At 69.1% G+C, this 15,260-nt stretch carries 14 protein-coding genes; 5 read left to right on the forward strand and 9 right to left on the reverse strand.

The window, feature by feature from the left end; translation table 11 throughout:
* Positions 1–3: 3 nt before the first annotated feature.
* The 7 genes from VKQ35_RS17425 to VKQ35_RS17455 form a co-directional block, all read right to left on the reverse strand.
* The gene (locus VKQ35_RS17425) at positions 4–465 is read right to left on the reverse strand and encodes a homogentisate 1,2-dioxygenase (RefSeq protein WP_324363927.1); all 462 of its coding nucleotides are present in this window, start codon (positions 463–465) and stop codon (positions 4–6) included.
* 146 nt (positions 466–611) lie between these two features.
* On the reverse strand, positions 612–2,180 hold the full coding sequence (locus tag VKQ35_RS17430) for a hypothetical protein (protein WP_324363929.1): 1,569 nt from the start codon (positions 2,178–2,180) through the stop codon (positions 612–614).
* Positions 2,177–2,938 carry an ABC transporter ATP-binding protein gene (locus VKQ35_RS17435; protein ID WP_324363931.1) on the reverse strand — a complete coding sequence of 254 codons (762 nt, stop codon included), beginning with the start codon at positions 2,936–2,938 and terminating at the stop codon, positions 2,177–2,179. The genes VKQ35_RS17430 and VKQ35_RS17435 overlap by 4 nt, the downstream gene beginning before the upstream one ends.
* 86 nt (positions 2,939–3,024) lie before the next feature.
* The gene (locus VKQ35_RS17440) at positions 3,025–3,906 is read right to left on the reverse strand and encodes an EamA/RhaT family transporter (protein WP_324363935.1); all 882 of its coding nucleotides are present in this window, start codon (positions 3,904–3,906) and stop codon (positions 3,025–3,027) included.
* Positions 3,907–4,051: 145 nt separating this feature from the next.
* Positions 4,052–5,635: a 2-isopropylmalate synthase gene (locus VKQ35_RS17445; RefSeq protein ID WP_324363937.1), complete on the reverse strand. Its 1,584-nt coding sequence runs from the start codon at positions 5,633–5,635 to the stop codon at positions 4,052–4,054.
* Positions 5,636–5,846: 211 nt separating this feature from the next.
* Entirely contained in the window at positions 5,847–6,467 is a 621-nt protein-coding gene (locus VKQ35_RS17450) for a glutathione S-transferase family protein (protein WP_324363939.1), read from the reverse strand.
* Positions 6,464–7,171 carry a TVP38/TMEM64 family protein gene (locus tag VKQ35_RS17455; RefSeq protein ID WP_414692361.1) on the reverse strand — a complete coding sequence of 236 codons (708 nt, stop codon included), beginning with the start codon at positions 7,169–7,171 and terminating at the stop codon, positions 6,464–6,466. Before VKQ35_RS17455 ends, VKQ35_RS17450 begins: the two co-directional genes overlap by 4 nt.
* 132 nt (positions 7,172–7,303) lie before the next feature.
* On the opposite strand from VKQ35_RS17455, the gene VKQ35_RS17460 reads away from it, so the two are divergent.
* The 3 genes from VKQ35_RS17460 to VKQ35_RS17470 all read left to right on the forward strand — a co-directional run bounded on the left by VKQ35_RS17460 (position 7,304) and on the right by VKQ35_RS17470 (position 10,859).
* Positions 7,304–8,425 (forward strand): calcium-binding protein, encoded by a 1,122-nt coding sequence (locus VKQ35_RS17460; RefSeq protein WP_324363943.1) that lies wholly within the window; start codon positions 7,304–7,306, stop codon positions 8,423–8,425.
* 27 nt (positions 8,426–8,452) lie between these two features.
* Positions 8,453–9,565, forward strand: a complete 1,113-nt coding sequence (locus VKQ35_RS17465; RefSeq protein ID WP_324363945.1) for a calcium-binding protein — start codon at positions 8,453–8,455, stop codon at positions 9,563–9,565.
* A 91-nt stretch (positions 9,566–9,656) separates the two neighbouring features.
* Positions 9,657–10,859, forward strand: a complete 1,203-nt coding sequence (locus VKQ35_RS17470) for a pyridoxal phosphate-dependent aminotransferase (RefSeq protein WP_324363947.1) — start codon at positions 9,657–9,659, stop codon at positions 10,857–10,859.
* Between the two features lie 57 nt (positions 10,860–10,916).
* Here the strand turns inward: VKQ35_RS17470 and VKQ35_RS17475 are convergent, their stop codons facing one another.
* Both VKQ35_RS17475 and VKQ35_RS17480 read right to left on the reverse strand, forming a co-directional pair.
* Positions 10,917–12,305: a M28 family metallopeptidase gene (locus VKQ35_RS17475; protein ID WP_324363949.1), complete on the reverse strand. Its 1,389-nt coding sequence runs from the start codon at positions 12,303–12,305 to the stop codon at positions 10,917–10,919.
* A gap of 97 nt (positions 12,306–12,402) precedes the next feature.
* Positions 12,403–12,639 (reverse strand): DUF2171 domain-containing protein, encoded by a 237-nt coding sequence (locus VKQ35_RS17480; protein WP_324363951.1) that lies wholly within the window; start codon positions 12,637–12,639, stop codon positions 12,403–12,405.
* Positions 12,640–12,703: 64 nt separating this feature from the next.
* On the opposite strand from VKQ35_RS17480, the gene VKQ35_RS17485 reads away from it, so the two are divergent.
* On the forward strand, positions 12,704–12,880 hold the full coding sequence (locus VKQ35_RS17485; protein WP_324363953.1) for a DUF4169 family protein: 177 nt from the start codon (positions 12,704–12,706) through the stop codon (positions 12,878–12,880).
* 289 nt (positions 12,881–13,169) lie between these two features.
* Entirely contained in the window at positions 13,170–15,212 is a 2,043-nt protein-coding gene (locus VKQ35_RS17490; protein ID WP_324363954.1) for a hypothetical protein, read from the forward strand.
* The last annotated feature ends 48 nt before the right edge of the window (positions 15,213–15,260 follow it).

Here is a 15,260-nt window from a genome sequence, read left to right on the forward strand (position 1 = left end):
GCGTCAGGGCCGTCTCGCCAGCAGGATCGGCAGCTTCGCGTCGGCGTTGGCGGAAACCTGCAGGACGTAGCGGCCCGGCTCCAGCGGGAAGTCGACCATCTTGCGCAGCGTCGAGCAGGCCGGGCCCGGGCTGTGGGCGGTCGAGGTGAGCGGCTTGCCGTCCTTCAGCACGTCGATCCAGGCGCCGGACCCGAGCGCGATCAGATAGGTCCCGGCCTTGTCGATCTTCAGTTCGAACATGCCGCCGTGGCTGACCGACCCGCCCGGCCGCTCCGGCTGGGTGACGAACTTGACCGTCGAGGTCTGCGGCAGGTCGCCGGCGATCGCCTTGCCGGGCGTGATCGTCGCCTTGGCGAGGCCCGCGGGGCTGGCGGCGGCGGCGAGCGGCGTCTGCACGGTCCAGCCGGCCAGATCGGCGGGCAGGTTCTGATCCATGGCCGCGCAATTGGCTTTGGCGGCGGGCATTTCCTGCGCGCCGGCGGCCAGGGGCAGAAGGCCGAGAGCGGCCGCAATCGTCATCGTCGCAAGGCGCAAGGGCGATCTCCGTCCGAACCGTTGTGAACCGTCCGGTTATATCGCTTTCCGGGCCGTGGACGCCAGCGGACGCGCGCTCACGTGGCGGCGCGCAGGGCCTGGGCGATCTGGGCGTCGGAGCGGCTGAGCAGCAGCACGCCCACCAGGGCCAGCGCGGCGGGGATCAGCGCCCAGCCGAACGCGCCGAACGCGACCAGCGACGTGGCGGCGGCGATGATCAGGCCCAGGAAGAACTCCGCCAGCGTCACGAACCACGAGGCCTGCCGCGCGCGGCGGAACTCGGCCCGCTTGCCCGGCCGCTGCCACCAGACGTTCAGGGCCGCGGTCATGGCCATCGAGGCCGCGCAGCCCGCCGTCGCCGCGATCCCGGCCAGGGGCGCCATCACCGTCAGCGCGAGCAGTACCGGCGCGAGCAGCGCCGCCACCGGGGCTATGGCGGCGATGATCTTGGCCCGGCGGAGGGTCTTCACCGGGGTCGGCGCGCAGCTGAGAAGGTCCGGCGCGTCCTCCGCTGAGACGGTGATCCAGGCCAGGCTGCCGACGATCTGGCCGGCGATCAGGCTGAGCGCGCCAGCGCCGCCCGGCAGCGCCAGGGTCTGGCCGCTGCCTGCGTTGCGCAGCAACAGGAACCCCAGCGGCAGGATGTAGAGCACCCGCAGCAACACCTGTGAGATCAGCGCCGGATCGCGCAGGATCAGCCGCAGTTCCTTGATAAGCGTGGCGCGGAACGCGCCGGCGGCGAAGGCCATGCGGCCCGACGCCTTGGCCTTGCGCCCGGAATTGCCGACCCCGGCCGCAGCCGCCGCATCCTCGGCGAAGCGCGCGCCCAACACCTGATTGGCCAGCAGGAAGACGCCCGCTCCGGCCGCCACGACGGCGACCAAAGGCAGGGGCTCGCCCAGCATGGCGCGCAGCGGCCAGTCGAAGCCCGGCGGCGGCGTGAACCCCGAGTGGGTCGCCGCCTGCACGATGCCGGCCCAGAAGCTGGCGCTCTGATGGCGGCCCAGGATGTTGTAGGCCTGCCCCGACAGGAAGGCGGCCGCGCCGGTGATGGCGGCCAGCACCTGGCCGAGCGTGCGCGTGCGCCTGGGCCCGATCAGCCGGAACAGCGCGCCGGCCAGCAGCAGGCCAGCCCCGGTGGCGGCCAGCGCGGTGGCGAACAGCACCGGCTCCAGCGCCAGCCAGCCTGGATGGCCCATGAAGGCGCTGGGCAGCAGGATCGGCGTCGTCAGGATGCCGAACAGGAAATAGACGTTCGCCGCCACCGCCAGGAACCGCACGGTCAGCACCCGGCGCGGCTGCAGGGGCGAGGAGAACAACAGGTCCAGGTCGGCCCGCTCGTAGAGCGCGTCCACCGCCGCGCTCAGGGTCTGCGAGAGCATCAGCGTGAACAGCGCCACGGCGATCACCGCGGCGATCGCCGCCGAAAGCGGCATGACCGGAACCTGCACGTGGCGGAGCGCGAAGCCGAGCGGCAGACCGGCTGTGACCAGCAGGATGACCGGCAGGATCGCCGTCAGCCACAGCGTGCGGAACCGCCCGCCGCCGCGGCCGGACCCGCGCATGCGCCGCCCGACCAACCCGCGCCAGGTCAGGCGCAACTCATGGCGCAGCAGCCACAGCGTCGATCCGGCCGGCGCGATCACGCCCGAAGACCTTCGCTCGCGCCCTCGTCCGCGCCGGTCAGCTCCAGGAACAGGTCCTCCAGCGTCGCCTTGCCCTCGCCGGTCCGCGCGCGCAGCTCGTCCAGCGTGCCCTGCGCCACCAGACGGCCGTTCTGGATGATGCCGATGCGGTCGGCCATCCGCTCGGCGACCTCCAGGATGTGGGTGGTCAGGATCACCGTCGCCCCGCTCTTCACCCGCGCCTGCAGCAGGTCCTTCACCTGGCGCGCCACCGCCGCGTCGAGACCGGTCAGCGGCTCATCGAGGATCAAGAGCTGTGGGTCGTGGATCAGGGCGCCGGCCAGCGCGGTCTTCTGCTTCATGCCGCGCGAGAAGCCCTCGCAGCGTTCGGACCGGTTCTCCCAGAGGCCCAGCCACTTCAAGAGCTCCTCGGCCTTGGGCATGGCGACCGCCGGCTCGATGCCCCACAGCCCGGCCACGAACTCCAGGTATTCCAGCGGCGTCAGCCGGTCGTAGAGCATCGGCTCGTCCGGCGCCCAGGCGATGATCTGCTTGGCCGCCGCCGGGTCGGCCAGGACGTCGTGGCCGAAGACCTCGATCTGGCCGGCGTTGGGCTTCAGGAGGCTGGCGACCATCCGCAGGGTCGTCGTCTTGCCGGCGCCGTTGGGGCCCAGAAGGGCGTAGAGCTCGCCGGCCCGCACGCTCAGCGACAGATCGTCCACCGCCACCTTGCCGCCAAAGGTCTTGGACAGGCCCCGGATACTCAACGCGTCGGTCATGCGAACTCCCCGAACCGATGGGGACTATGTCCGAACGGCCCCTCGCGGAATAGTCGCCGCGAGGGCCGAAAACGGATGCGGGTGCGTTAGCCGAGCGCGGCGGCGACGACGCCCAGCGCGGCCATGATCCCACCCGCGAGTTGGCGGCGCGACAGGGTCTCCTTGAACAGCCTGCGCCCGACGCCGGCGGCGATCGGCGCCTCGATGACCCCGACCGCGCGGACCGGTCCGGCCGCGTGCAGCGCCAGCGCCGCGAACCAGCAGGCCGACGCCGCCGCCCCAAAGAAGCCCGCGCCCAGCGACGGCTTCCAGGACTGCGCCACGGCCCTGAGCGCGCCCGGCCGCCAGATCGCCAGCGCGGTCAGCAGCACCGCCGACTGGATCGCCTGGGCGACACAGACCGACGCCGTGCCGGCATAGATCGCATGGTGCGGCTCCAGGCCAAGACCCGCCTGCCGATAGGCGTTCAGCGCCACGGCGAAGGCCGCGCCGGAGGCCAGGCCCAGCAGCGAACCCAGCCCCGCGCCCGCCAACTGGTCGCGCCGGGGCCAGGACAGGATCGCCAGGCCCAGCGTCGTCACCGCGATGCCGGCCCAGGCCTGAACGCCGATCTTGTCGCCCAGCGCCAGCCAGCCGAACACCGCCGAGAGCGGCAGGGACGACTGCTGCATCACCGTCGCCACCGCGAACCCCGCCCGGCGCATGGCCATCAGCAGGGCCGCGGTCGCGCCCATCTGGGCGATCGCCCCGATGAACACCGCCTCGCCATAGGCGCCCGTCAGGTGCGGCGCCGCGCCCGGCGTCAGCAGCGCCACCACGCCGAAGATCGCAAAAGAGAACGGCAGGCCGAACAGGAAGCGGACCAGCGTCGCGCCCCACGGCCCGGCGTCGCCCACCAGCCCGCGCTGCAGCGCATTGCGCGCCACCTGAAGCGGCGCGGCCGCCGCCGTGAGAAGGATCCAGAGCATCTACATTTCCAGTGTCATCCCGGTTTCGCGGCACGCGAAGACCGGGACCCATAAACACCGCGGTTCATGGATGGCCGGAGGACTTCGTGATCATGGGTCCCGGACAAGCGCTGCGCGCTTTCCGGGATGACACGAGGATGGGACGCTAAAAGCCCGACGCGATCGCGCCGGGGTCGGTCTTTTCCTTGCGCGCGGTGAGGTTGTTGAGCGCGTTGACGTAGGCCTTGGCCGAGGCCGTCAGCGTGTCGGTGTCGGCGGCCTGGCCGGTGGCGATGCGGCCGTCCTCCTCGAGCCGGACCGAGACCTGCGCCTGGGCGTCGGTACCCTCGGTCACCGCATGCACCTGGAACAGCCGCAGCACCGCCTCGTGCGGGGCGACCTTGTGGATGGCGTTGAACACCGCGTCGACCGGACCGTCGCCGGTGGCGTTGGCGCTCTTCTCCTCGCCGTCGATGGTGACGGTCAGGAACGCCTCCTGCGGCCCCTCGGTGCCGGCGATGACCCGCAGGTTCTTCACCTGGATGCGGTCGGCGCCCGACGCCAGCGCATCGTCCACCAGCGCGATGATGTCGTCGTCGAAGACGTGCTTCTTCTTGTCGGCCAGGTCCTTGAAGCGCTGGAAGGCCTCGTTCAGCGCGTTCTGGCCGAGCTCGTAGCCCAGCTCCTTCAGCTTCTCGCGGAAGCCGGCGCGGCCGGCGTGCTTGCCCATGACCAGGTTCGACGCGCCCTGCCCCACCGTCTCGGGGCTCATGATCTCGTAGGTGCCGCGATCCTTCAGCATACCATCCTGATGGATGCCGCTCTCGTGGGCGAAGGCGTTCTTGCCGACGATCGCCTTGTTGAACTGCACCGGGAAGCCGGTGATCGCCGAGACGTAGCGGCTGGCGCGGGTGATGTGCTGGGTCTCGACGCCGGTGTGGAAGGGCAGCGCGTCGCCCCGCACCTTCAGCGCCATGACGATCTCTTCGAGCGCGGCGTTGCCGGCCCGCTCGCCGATGCCGTTGATCGCGACCTCCACCTGCCGCGCCCCGCCCTGGACGCCGGCGAGCGAGTTGGCGACGGCCAGGCCCAGGTCGTTGTGGCAGTGGGTGGACAGGATGACCTTATCGGCGCCCGGCACGTGCTCCAGGATATCGCGGAACATGTCGGCGTATTCGGATGGATAGCTGTAGCCCACCGTGTCCGGCAGATTGATCGTGCCGGCCCCGGCCTTGATCGCCGCCTCGACGCAGCGGCGCAGGAAGTCCTGCTCGGTGCGGGTGGCGTCCTGAGCCGACCACTCGACGTCGCCGCAGAGGTTGCGCGCGTGTTCCACCGACTTGGTGATCATCTCCAGGATGTCCTCCTGCGAGGCATGCAGGATGTGGTCGCGGTGGCTGGGGCTGGTGGACAGGAAGGTGTGGATGCGGCCGCGCTTGGCCTTCTTGATCGCCTCGGCGCAACGGTCGATGTCGGCCATCCCGGCGCGGGCCAGGCCGCAGACCGTGCTTTCAGTGACCAGTTCGGCGATCTGGCGCACGGCTTCGAAATCGCCGTTCGAGGCGATCGGGAAGCCGGCCTCGATCACGTCGACGCGCATTTCCTCAAGGATCTTGGAGAGCTCGATCTTCTCTTCCAGCGACATCGAGGCGCCGGGCGATTGCTCGCCGTCGCGCATGGTGGTGTCGAAGACGATGACCCGATCGCGCTCAGCGCGCGGGGCTACGGATTCATTGGCGGGGGCAGTCATGATGTTTGGTCTCTTCGCGGGGTTTCGTTGGGGTCAGATGGCTTTGGAAAACCCCTGAACGCCCGGCCGCGAAGACGCGCAGCCTAGAGAGGCGCCCAGGGGCGGCTAAGCCCCAGCGAAAGAAGAAGCAGGCTGGCGGTGCGCGTGCGCATGACGCAGCGTCCTAGCGAAAGGGCCTTAACGGCGCAACCATCTTGCGTCGAATGGCCGCTCAGGACCCCTGCAGAGCAAGAACCTTGCGCACGGCCGGCCGGGCCGCCACCCGCGCGCTGTGCTCATACAGGCGGCTGAACTGGCTGGTGTCGACGCCGTCGCCCGGAAGCCAGCCGAACAGCGTGAAGAGATAGGCGTCGCAGACCGAGAAAGCCTCGCCCAGCACCCAGGGGCCTTGGAACATCTCGTCCTCGATCAGCCGGAAGCAGGCGATCTCGTTCTTCGGCACCGCGGCGGTCATCGCCGCCTGGGCGGCGGCATCGTCTGTCCAGCGGTAGCCGCGGTGCTTGTGGGCGTGCGCGACATGCACGGTGGAGCAGAGGTAGGAATTGAACGCGTGCGCCTGGGCCCGCACCCAGGCGTCGACCGGCAAGAGCCCCGCGGCGGGATAGGTCTCGGGGATGTAGGACAGGATCGCCGGCGTCTCGGTCAGCACGCCCAGGTCGGTGACCAGGGCCGGCACCCGGGCCTTGGGGTTGATCTTCATGTACTCCGGCGTGCGCTGGTCGCCGGCCTTGGTGTCCATGATGACGAGCTCGTAGTCGGCGCCCGCCTCCTCCAGCGCAATCAATGAGGCCAGCGAGCACGAGCCCCAGGCGTGGAACAGCTTGATGGTCATGTCGCCTCCTTTTCACGTCGCTTCAGCCAGGCCCGCGCGATCAGGCCGATCAGCACCCAGGCCGCGGCGATCGCCGCCAGCCAGACGGCGTCCTTGCCCACCTCGCCCTTCATCAGCCGGACGATGGAATTGCCCGCGAAGGCGACCAGCACGATCTTGGGCACGATCCCCAGCGCGGTGCCCAGCGCGAAGGCCGAAACCCGCATCGGCGTGACGCCGGCCGCCATATTGACCACGATGAAGGGCGCCGAGGGCACCAGCCGCACGATGAAGCTGGCGAAGAAGCCGTTGCGGCCGACCAGGTCCATGAACCGCCTGACCCCTTCGCCGGAGAACCGCTCCAGCGCCTTCGCGCCGGCGACGCGGCCCAGGTAGAAGCCGACCAGGGACGAGACCATGGTGCCGATCCAGCTGTAGGCGAAGCCGGCCTCCGGACCGAAGGCCACCACCGCGGCGGCGATCAGCATGATCTGCGGCACGCCGGCGAAGGCCAGCACCGCGAAGGCGGCGACCGCCGCCGGCAGCGACCACGGCCCGGACGCGGCGTGCAGCCACGCCTGCACGGTGACCGCCTCGTTCAACCCCAACAGTGGGGCGCCCAGCACGAAGACTAGACCCACGCCGCCGAACAGCAGGAACGAGATGAGCAGGGTGCGCCACGCCTGGGCGTCCATGTTCGACAGGACCTGGAAAAGGCGGCGCATCACGCCTCCTGAGGTCGCCGAGAACGCCTGGGGGGTCAAGCCGCGCCTTGGCGAAGATCGGATTCGGGGCCTAGGCTGCAATCTGTTCGGCGAACCGGCTCCGGCCGGCGCAGCCCAGGGGGGCCAGTACAGATGTCGACCTTTGCGTTTGAAACCATCACCGCCGCTCAGGCGCTCGCCATCGGCTCAGCGGACTCGCTGACCGTCGCCGCGGCGACCGGGACCGCCGTGGGCGCCACGGTCCTCTACCAGGGCGATGGAACCATCGACCTCAATTTCGTCGGCGGCCAGACGCTGGTGTTTGGCCCCAACCTCGCCGCCCTCAGCCAGGCAGGGCTGCTGACCTTGGCCGACGGCAGCATCCTCTATGTGGGCGACGCCAACAGCAACACGTTCAATACGCTGTTCTTCAACGGCGTCAGCAACGGCGCTCAGGCGGCGGCCTTCGGCGGCGCCGGCGACGACAGCCTTTCGGTCAACGGCGCGCACAACCTGCTGCAGGGCAACGCCGGCAACGACAGCCTGACCGGCGCCCAGGGCGACGACACCATCTACGGCGGCCAGGACAACGACGTCATCGATGTCGGCGGCGGCGTGAACTTCGGCCAGGGCAACAAGGGCAATGACACCCTGACCGGCAGCGGGACCTCCGACACCCTGCTGGGCGGCCAGGGCAATGACAATATCACCGGCACGGGCTTCCTGGACGGCAATCTGGGCGACGACCACGTCTCCGGCTCCGGCCAGCTGTTCGGCGAGGGCGGCAACGACACCCTCACCTCCATCGGCTCGGGCAAGGACACGCTGAGCGGCGGCGACGGCAACGACTCCCTCGTGGCCGGCCAGGGCCAGGACTCGATCACCGGCGACGCCGGAGACGACACGATCAGCATCACCGGCGGAGCTCAGGTGATCGCCGGCGGCCCGGGCGCGGACAAGTTCATCTTCGGCGCCGGCCTCACCTCGACCGGCAACGTGCCGACGATCATCGACTGGGACGGCACGCAGGACACGATCAGCTTCCTGGGCTTCACGCCAAATCCCTCGGACTACACCACCGCCACGGCGGCCACCTACGCCGACGCCCTGGCCGATGCGCAGCGGCTGACAATGCAGAACCATTTCAGCTTCGTGGGCGTCCAGGTGGGCGCGGACTTCATCATCTTCGCCGGCGGCTCCGGCGGCCCCAGCAGCGTCGTCGATCTGGTCGGGCGCTCGATGGCCGACTTCGATCCGCATCACAACCTGATCTGATCTCGTACTCGTCCTGGGACCCCGCGCATGCCGTCGACCTTCGCCTTCGAGACCATCACTGCGGCCCAGGCCCTGGCGATCACCCCCGCCGATGCGCTGATTTTCTTCAGCAATCCGCCGAACACCAGCATCCACGCCTCGGCGGCGACGGTGATCTACGACAGTCCCTCGCTGGTCACCATCTCGGTGGGCGGCCATTCGGTGGATTTTGGCGTCGGGATCGAGGGCGCGAGCCTGGCCGGCCATCTCGGATTCTTCGACACCTCCAGCCTCTACATCGGGGACACCGGTTCCAACGCCATCGCGGCCGGCGCGACGGTCGGCAGCGCCCTGTTCGGCGGCGACGGCAACGACAGCCTGTCGGGCAGCGGGTCGGCCGACCTGATGCAGGGCAATGCGGGCAACGACAGCCTGCAGTCGACCGGGGGATTCAGCACCCTCTACGGCGGCCAGGACAACGATGCGATCGTGGTCTCCGGCGCCAGCAACTTCGTCCAGGGCAACAAGGGCTCGGACACCATCCAGGGCCAGGCGCTGGGCGTCGACACCCTGCTGGGCGGCCAAGGCGACGACCACATCACCGGCGGCGGCATACTCGACGGCAACCTGGGCGACGATGTCCTCACCGGCACCGGACAGCTGCTTGGCGAGGACGGCAACGACACCCTGATCTCGCCGGGATCGCACGACGTCTTGAGCGGCGGCGACGGCAATGACTCGCTGTCGGGCGCGCATGGGGCGGAGTCGATGAACGGCGGCGCCGGCGACGACACGATCGACGGCTCATCCAACGCCAGCACCCTGGCGGGCGGCGGCGGCTCGGACAAGTTCATCGTCAACACCGGCAGCGTGGCGGCGGGCGCGGGACCGCAGATCGTCGACTGGGACGGCGCGCACGACACCATCCACTTCGTGGGATTCACCGTGAGCGCGACGAACTTCGCCACGGCCACGGCGGCCGACTACGCCACCGCGCTCAGCATGGCAGGCAGCATCTCAAGCGACCAGGGCGTGAACTTCATCGAGGTGCAGGTGGGCGCCAACGTCTTCGTCTTCGCCGGCACGCCAGTCGGGATGACCGCCGAAGTCGAGCTGGTCGGCCGCAGCCTGGCCGACGTCACCGTTCACAATCTGATCTGACACAGCCTGGGCGGGTTCACCGGGCCGGCGGCTTAGGCTAAAGCCTCGCCGTTCCGTCAACTCGAACCCCACGGGAGCTTCGAAGCCCGCCATGTCGCTTGAATCCGCCGCCCTGTCGCGCGTGAAGCCGTCCGCCACCCTGGCGGCCGACCAGAAAGGGCGCGAGCTGAAAGCGGCCGGTCGCGACATCATCTCGCTCGCCGCCGGCGAGCCGGACTTCGACACCCCGGACAACATCAAGGAAGCCGCCATCAAGGCGATCCGCGACGGCAAGACCAAATACACCACCGTCGACGGCATCCCGGAGCTGAAGGAGGCCATCGTCGGCAAGTTCGCCCGTGAGAACGGCCTGACCTACAAGGCCTCCCAGGTGAACGTCTCACCCGGCGGCAAGCCGGTGATCTGGAACGCCATGATTTCGACGCTGAACCCCGGCGACGAGGTGGTGATCCCGACGCCCTACTGGGTCAGCTACTGGGACATCGTGCGCCTGGCCGGCGGCGAGCCGAAGGCCGCCCCGACCTCCGCCGAGAGCGGCTTCAAGCTCAGCCCCGAAGGCCTGGAGGCGGCGATCACGCCAAAGACCCGCTGGCTGCTGCTGAACTCGCCGTCCAACCCCTCGGGTGCGGCCTATACCCGGGCCGAGCTGAAGGCGCTGGCCGAGGTCCTGCTGCGCCACCCGCAGGTCTGGATACTCACCGACGACATGTACGAGCACCTGGTGTTCGGCGACTTCGAGTTCACCACCATCGCCCAGGTCGAGCCGGCGCTCTACGACCGCACGCTGACCATGAACGGGGTCTCCAAGGCCTACGCCATGACCGGCTGGCGGATCGGCTACGCCGCCGGCCCCGAACCGCTGATCAAGCTGATGGCCAAGGTGATGAGCCAGACCACGTCCAACCCCTCGTCGATCTCGCAATGGGCGGCGGTCGAGGCGCTGAGCGGGCCGCAGGACTTCATCAAGCCCAACGCCAAGCTGTTCGAGGGCCGCCGCGACCTGGTCGTTTCCATGCTGAACCAGGCGAGCGGCCTGCATTGCCCGACGCCAGAGGGCGCCTTCTACGTCTACCCTTCGGTGAAGGGCCTGATCGGCAAGACCGCGCCGTCGGGCAGGACCATCGCCTCGGACGAAGACTTCGCGGTCGAGCTCTTGGAGACCGAGGGCGTCTCGGTGGTGTTCGGCGCGGCCTTCGGGCTTTCGCCGCACTTCCGGATCAGCTACGCGACCTCGAACCAACAGTTGGAAGACGCCTGCAGCCGTATCCAGCGGTTCTGCGCGGCGCTGAAGTAGGCGCGCAGCGTTTCCGGCCGACGCAGTCGGACGATCAGGAAGTGCGCCCAAGCAAAGCTAGGGCTTCATCCCCGGCAGCCAGTCGGGCTTGAAGTCGCTGTTCAGGAGCCAGGTCACCGGGCCGACCATCGAGCCGATCACCGCATCCATGAACTTCAGGTCCACGTGGGCCAGGTCGTCGCTGGCCGCGTGATAGGTCGGCGGCACCGGCCAGGCGCTGACCGTCTGGGCGACCACCCCCTTCAACGCCAGCTGGTAGTTGTCCGAGCGCTCGAAGAACCGCTGGCCGGGATAGAGGTCGGGGCCCACATGGGCGCCGTGCTCCAGCAGGGTGGGCCCAAGGTTGGTCCGCTCCCAGCCGGTCAGCATCAGGGCGCCCGGCCGCTGCGGGTCGTCGACGCCGATCATCTCGAACTCCAGGTTGGCGATCAGGTCGCCAAGCGCCATCGGCGGGTGGGCCATGATGTACTGCGCGCCGAGCTCCCCCTCCTCCTCGCAGCCGAACAGGCCGAAGTAGACGGTCCGCCTGGGCCGCGCGCCGCTCCCCAGGATGCGGGCGAACTCCAGGACCGCCGCCGTGCCCGAGGCGTCGTCGTTGGCGCCGTGGAAGATCACCCCCTTGCGCACGCCCAGGTGATCGTAGTGCGCGGTCAGCAGCAGGGCGTGGCGGTCGGCGTCGGGCGCCGAGCCGTGCAGCACGCCCACGACGTTGTAGGTCGTCCGCTCGCGCGGGCTACCCCGGGGCGCGTTGAGGTTCGCCTCGCCGCCGGCCATGGCCCGCAGCTTCTTCATGCCCTCCGGCGTCGCGAAGATGGTGGCGCCCAGCTTCGGCCCGCCGGCGCGCTGTTCGACGCCCACCACCTGGGTGCGGCCCGGGCCGCGCGCGGCGAGCTCGTCCCAGTGCTCGCTGACCTGCTCGTTGGCCGGCGCGATCACCGCCGCGGCGCCGGCCCGCAGCAGGACCTGGACGCCCGGCAGATCGTGGATCGGCGTGTCGAACACCACGACCTTCCCCTGCACCGTCTCCGGCGCGACGTGGGCGTCGGTCACCACCACCAGCGGACCGGAGAGCGTCTCCGGCGGCTCCAGCACGACGATCTCACGCCCCTGGGCCAGCGACAGCGTCGCCTCGCCCTTGCGGACCTCCAGGCTCGGCGCCTGGGCGGTGGTCGGGGTCAGAAGCTGCACCGGCTGCAGCCAGGCGTCCTTTCCGAACGCGGCCTCGATCTTCGACTTCTTCAGGGTGTCGGCGATGAAGCGGGCGGCGGCGTGCTCGTCGTCGGTCCCGCAGCCCCGGCCGCGCAGCTCGTCGCCCGCCAGACGCTCGAGATTGGCTTTCACGCACTCGGCGCAGACGGCAGGCGGCCTGGCGGCGCTGGAGAGGGGCGGCGCAAGGGCCGCAACGGCTGCCGCGAGGGCGGCCGTGAACAGGACTGAGGACTTCACCGAGGCTCCGGATCGTACCGGGCGACGGCGTCGCCCCATGTCAACCGGGCGAGGTTGGCATGGGGCCTTGCGTTACGCCAGACGGCGCGAGGGCAGGCTAGTGCTTGGTCCGCCAGGCGGCCTTGGCGGCGTCCTTGGTCATGCTGAGCCGCACGGTGTCGTCGTCGATCATCTCGACCCAGCTCACCGGGATCATGTGGTGCTTGAGGCCGGCGGCGAGATCCAGCTTGGTCAGTTCGATCTCCTCGCCCATCACCTTGTCGACGCGCCCGACATGGCCGCCGTCGGAGCCCACCACGTCCATGTGTTCACGGATCTGGGATGCCTGAATCATTGTGTCGTCTCCTCAAAGCGGTTGATGCTTGGGTAACGACAGGGAGCCGGAGTAAGTTTCGCCGATGGTCGAGCCGATCAATCTCAACAAGGCCCGCAAGGCGCGCGCGAAAGCTGAGGCCAAGGCCAAGGGCGCGCAGAACCGAACCCTCTTCGGTCTGAAGAAGACCGAAAAGATCGTCGCCGAGATGGAGGCGATCCGCGCCCAGCGGAAGCTGGATCAGGCCAAGCGCGAGGATTGAGGGACGGAGACGGAGGCCCCCACTCTACCGCTTTGCGTGTGACCTCTGGCGACGCTATTTTGCGTTGCATTTTCTGAAATATCGCAGTTAGCTGACCCTCGATAGTCGGGGGACGATCGTCATGCCGCCTGCACGAATAGTCTCGGCCCTGGCGTTTGCGGGGCTCACGGTTGCGGCCTTGGCCGCGCACGCACAACCTGCCGCGCCGCCCGCACCGGTGAGCGCATCGCCGCCCGCGGTCGCGCCCTCACCGGCTCCGGCTCCGGCCCCGGCGCCCATCCAATGGCGGGTGGAGAACCGGTTCCGGCTCTTCGAGGATGAGCAGCCGGTCATCGACCAGGCCAACGCCTTGCTCGACAGCCTTACGAGCCGCCCGAACGTGAAGTCGGCCTACGGGGACATTGTCGCCTTGCTGCAGGCGCGGCCGCCTGGCGTCACCCGGCCGGCCATCGCCAAGATCAATCTCCACCAGCACACGCACTATCGACTTGGCCCGGGCCGATACGACCCCAGCTACATCGCGCCCACTGAGCAGAAAATCCTCGCCTGGTGGCCGCAGAAGATGCCGGACGGTTCGCGCTGCTCGTGGAGCGTCGACGGCCAGGAGCAGGTCCACGACATTCCCTGCGAGAACTCCGCCGCGCTCCGCCTGCCCTTTCCCAAGGGCGCGTTCGGCTATCAGGGCACGCTGAGCGTGAGTTCCGGCGGCGCGGTGCTGACCTCCTTGCGAATGGCGACAAGCGACACCTTGATCTTGTCCATGGGGGACTCCTTCGCGGCCGGCGAGGGCAGTCCCGATCAGCCGGCGCAGGTCGATAAGTTCAAGGTGGGATATCCCTACGCCGCCAGGCAGCCCTACCTCTGGTGGACGAAAGCCGATGCGCCCAGCGCGCCCGGTCTCCTGCCGGAGACGGCGTCCGCCGACTGGTGGAGCTGGGAATGCCACCGCTCGCTGTTCTCCCCGCATGTGCTGGCCGCCCTGAAGCTGGCGGCGAACGATACGCACAGCAGCATCACCTACGTCTCCTACGCCTGCGCCGGCGCCTCGGTGCTCGACGGCCTGCTGACCAAGCAGGTCAGCCCTCCGGGCCTCGACCGCCTCGATGCGTTTGGGCGCGACCATCCGAACCGCGAAAAGCCGGAGGGGCGGGCCACGGAACTCTCGCAACTGAAGATGGCGGTCGACGACCTCTGCGCCGGGACGCCGGGACGCAAGGCCTATGCGTTCGACGTCAAGAAGATCAGCAATTGGTACCGCATCCTGACCGGGCCGGGCGCGAACAACACCCTGCCGGACATCCCGACCTGTACGTCCTGGATTCGCCGCCCGCAGGTGATTTTCCTGACCATCGGCGGCAACGACGTCGGTTTCGCGGGCCTCGGACGCTGGGCGCTCTCGCCCGACCATCTCGTCAACATCGGAGGCCCGGTCGGCGCGGCCCTGAATCCCTATCTGAGCGGCGTCGCCACCAAGATCGCCGGTGATGACGCCTGGAACGGCATGGCGTTTGTCTGTCCCTGGCAGCCGTATGGAACCAGCGTGCTCTCGGCCATCCCGTTCGTCGGCGCGCAGATCGGCAAGGATCCCCGGTGCGATGTCGCGTGGTCGACCAACGACGGGGCCCGCCATTTGATCGAAGACGAGTTGCCCTACCTCCTGCAAACCGCTCAGCAGTTCTTCGCTCAGTCGGGCCTCCTGACCAAGGACGCCGTCGTGGTGCAGGAAAGCTATCCCGCGCCGCTGCGCGACGAGACCAAGGCCATCTGCGGCTCGAAGTCGCCCATCTTCACGGACGAAACGCGGATGCGTGAGCCCTGGCTCTCCGACGAGGCGCAACTCCCGCCGCAATTGCTGCGGTTCGGGCCGGTCCCGATCTTTATCCGCTCCGACGCGGCGAAGGCCGTGGAGGACGTCGCCTTCAATGGCGGCGTTGGGCACAAGTCGCTGATCGGCGTGATCAAGTCCGCCGAAGTTGCTGGCTGGCGGATCGCGATGTCACCGCCCGAGTATCTGACGCACGGCGTCTGCGCGACCACCCCGAAACTGAGCGATCCCTTCAAGCTGGATTGGCAGTTCGCCCGCTGGAAGCCCGACCCGCGTCCCGGCGATTGGGCCAACCCGCCGACGGCCTGGTCCGCCTACGCGTCGCGCGGGCGTTGGCTGCGCACGGCCAACGACAGCCTGCTGACCGAAGCCGTAAGCGACGCGAGCGGGGTGCTCTTGGACGAGTCCTTCGCCGGGACGATCCATCCGACCGCCGAGGGCCAGACCGCCGTCGCCGATCAGCTTCTCAAGCGCATCCTCCCGCCGCCCTACAATCCCGGCCCATAGCCGCGCGCCTCGCCCGCCAACGGCGGCGCTCCGCGTCCGGGACAGGGG

The sequence above is a fragment of the Phenylobacterium sp. genome (assembly GCF_035309685.1).
Taxonomy (GTDB): Bacteria; Pseudomonadota; Alphaproteobacteria; order Caulobacterales; family Caulobacteraceae; genus Phenylobacterium.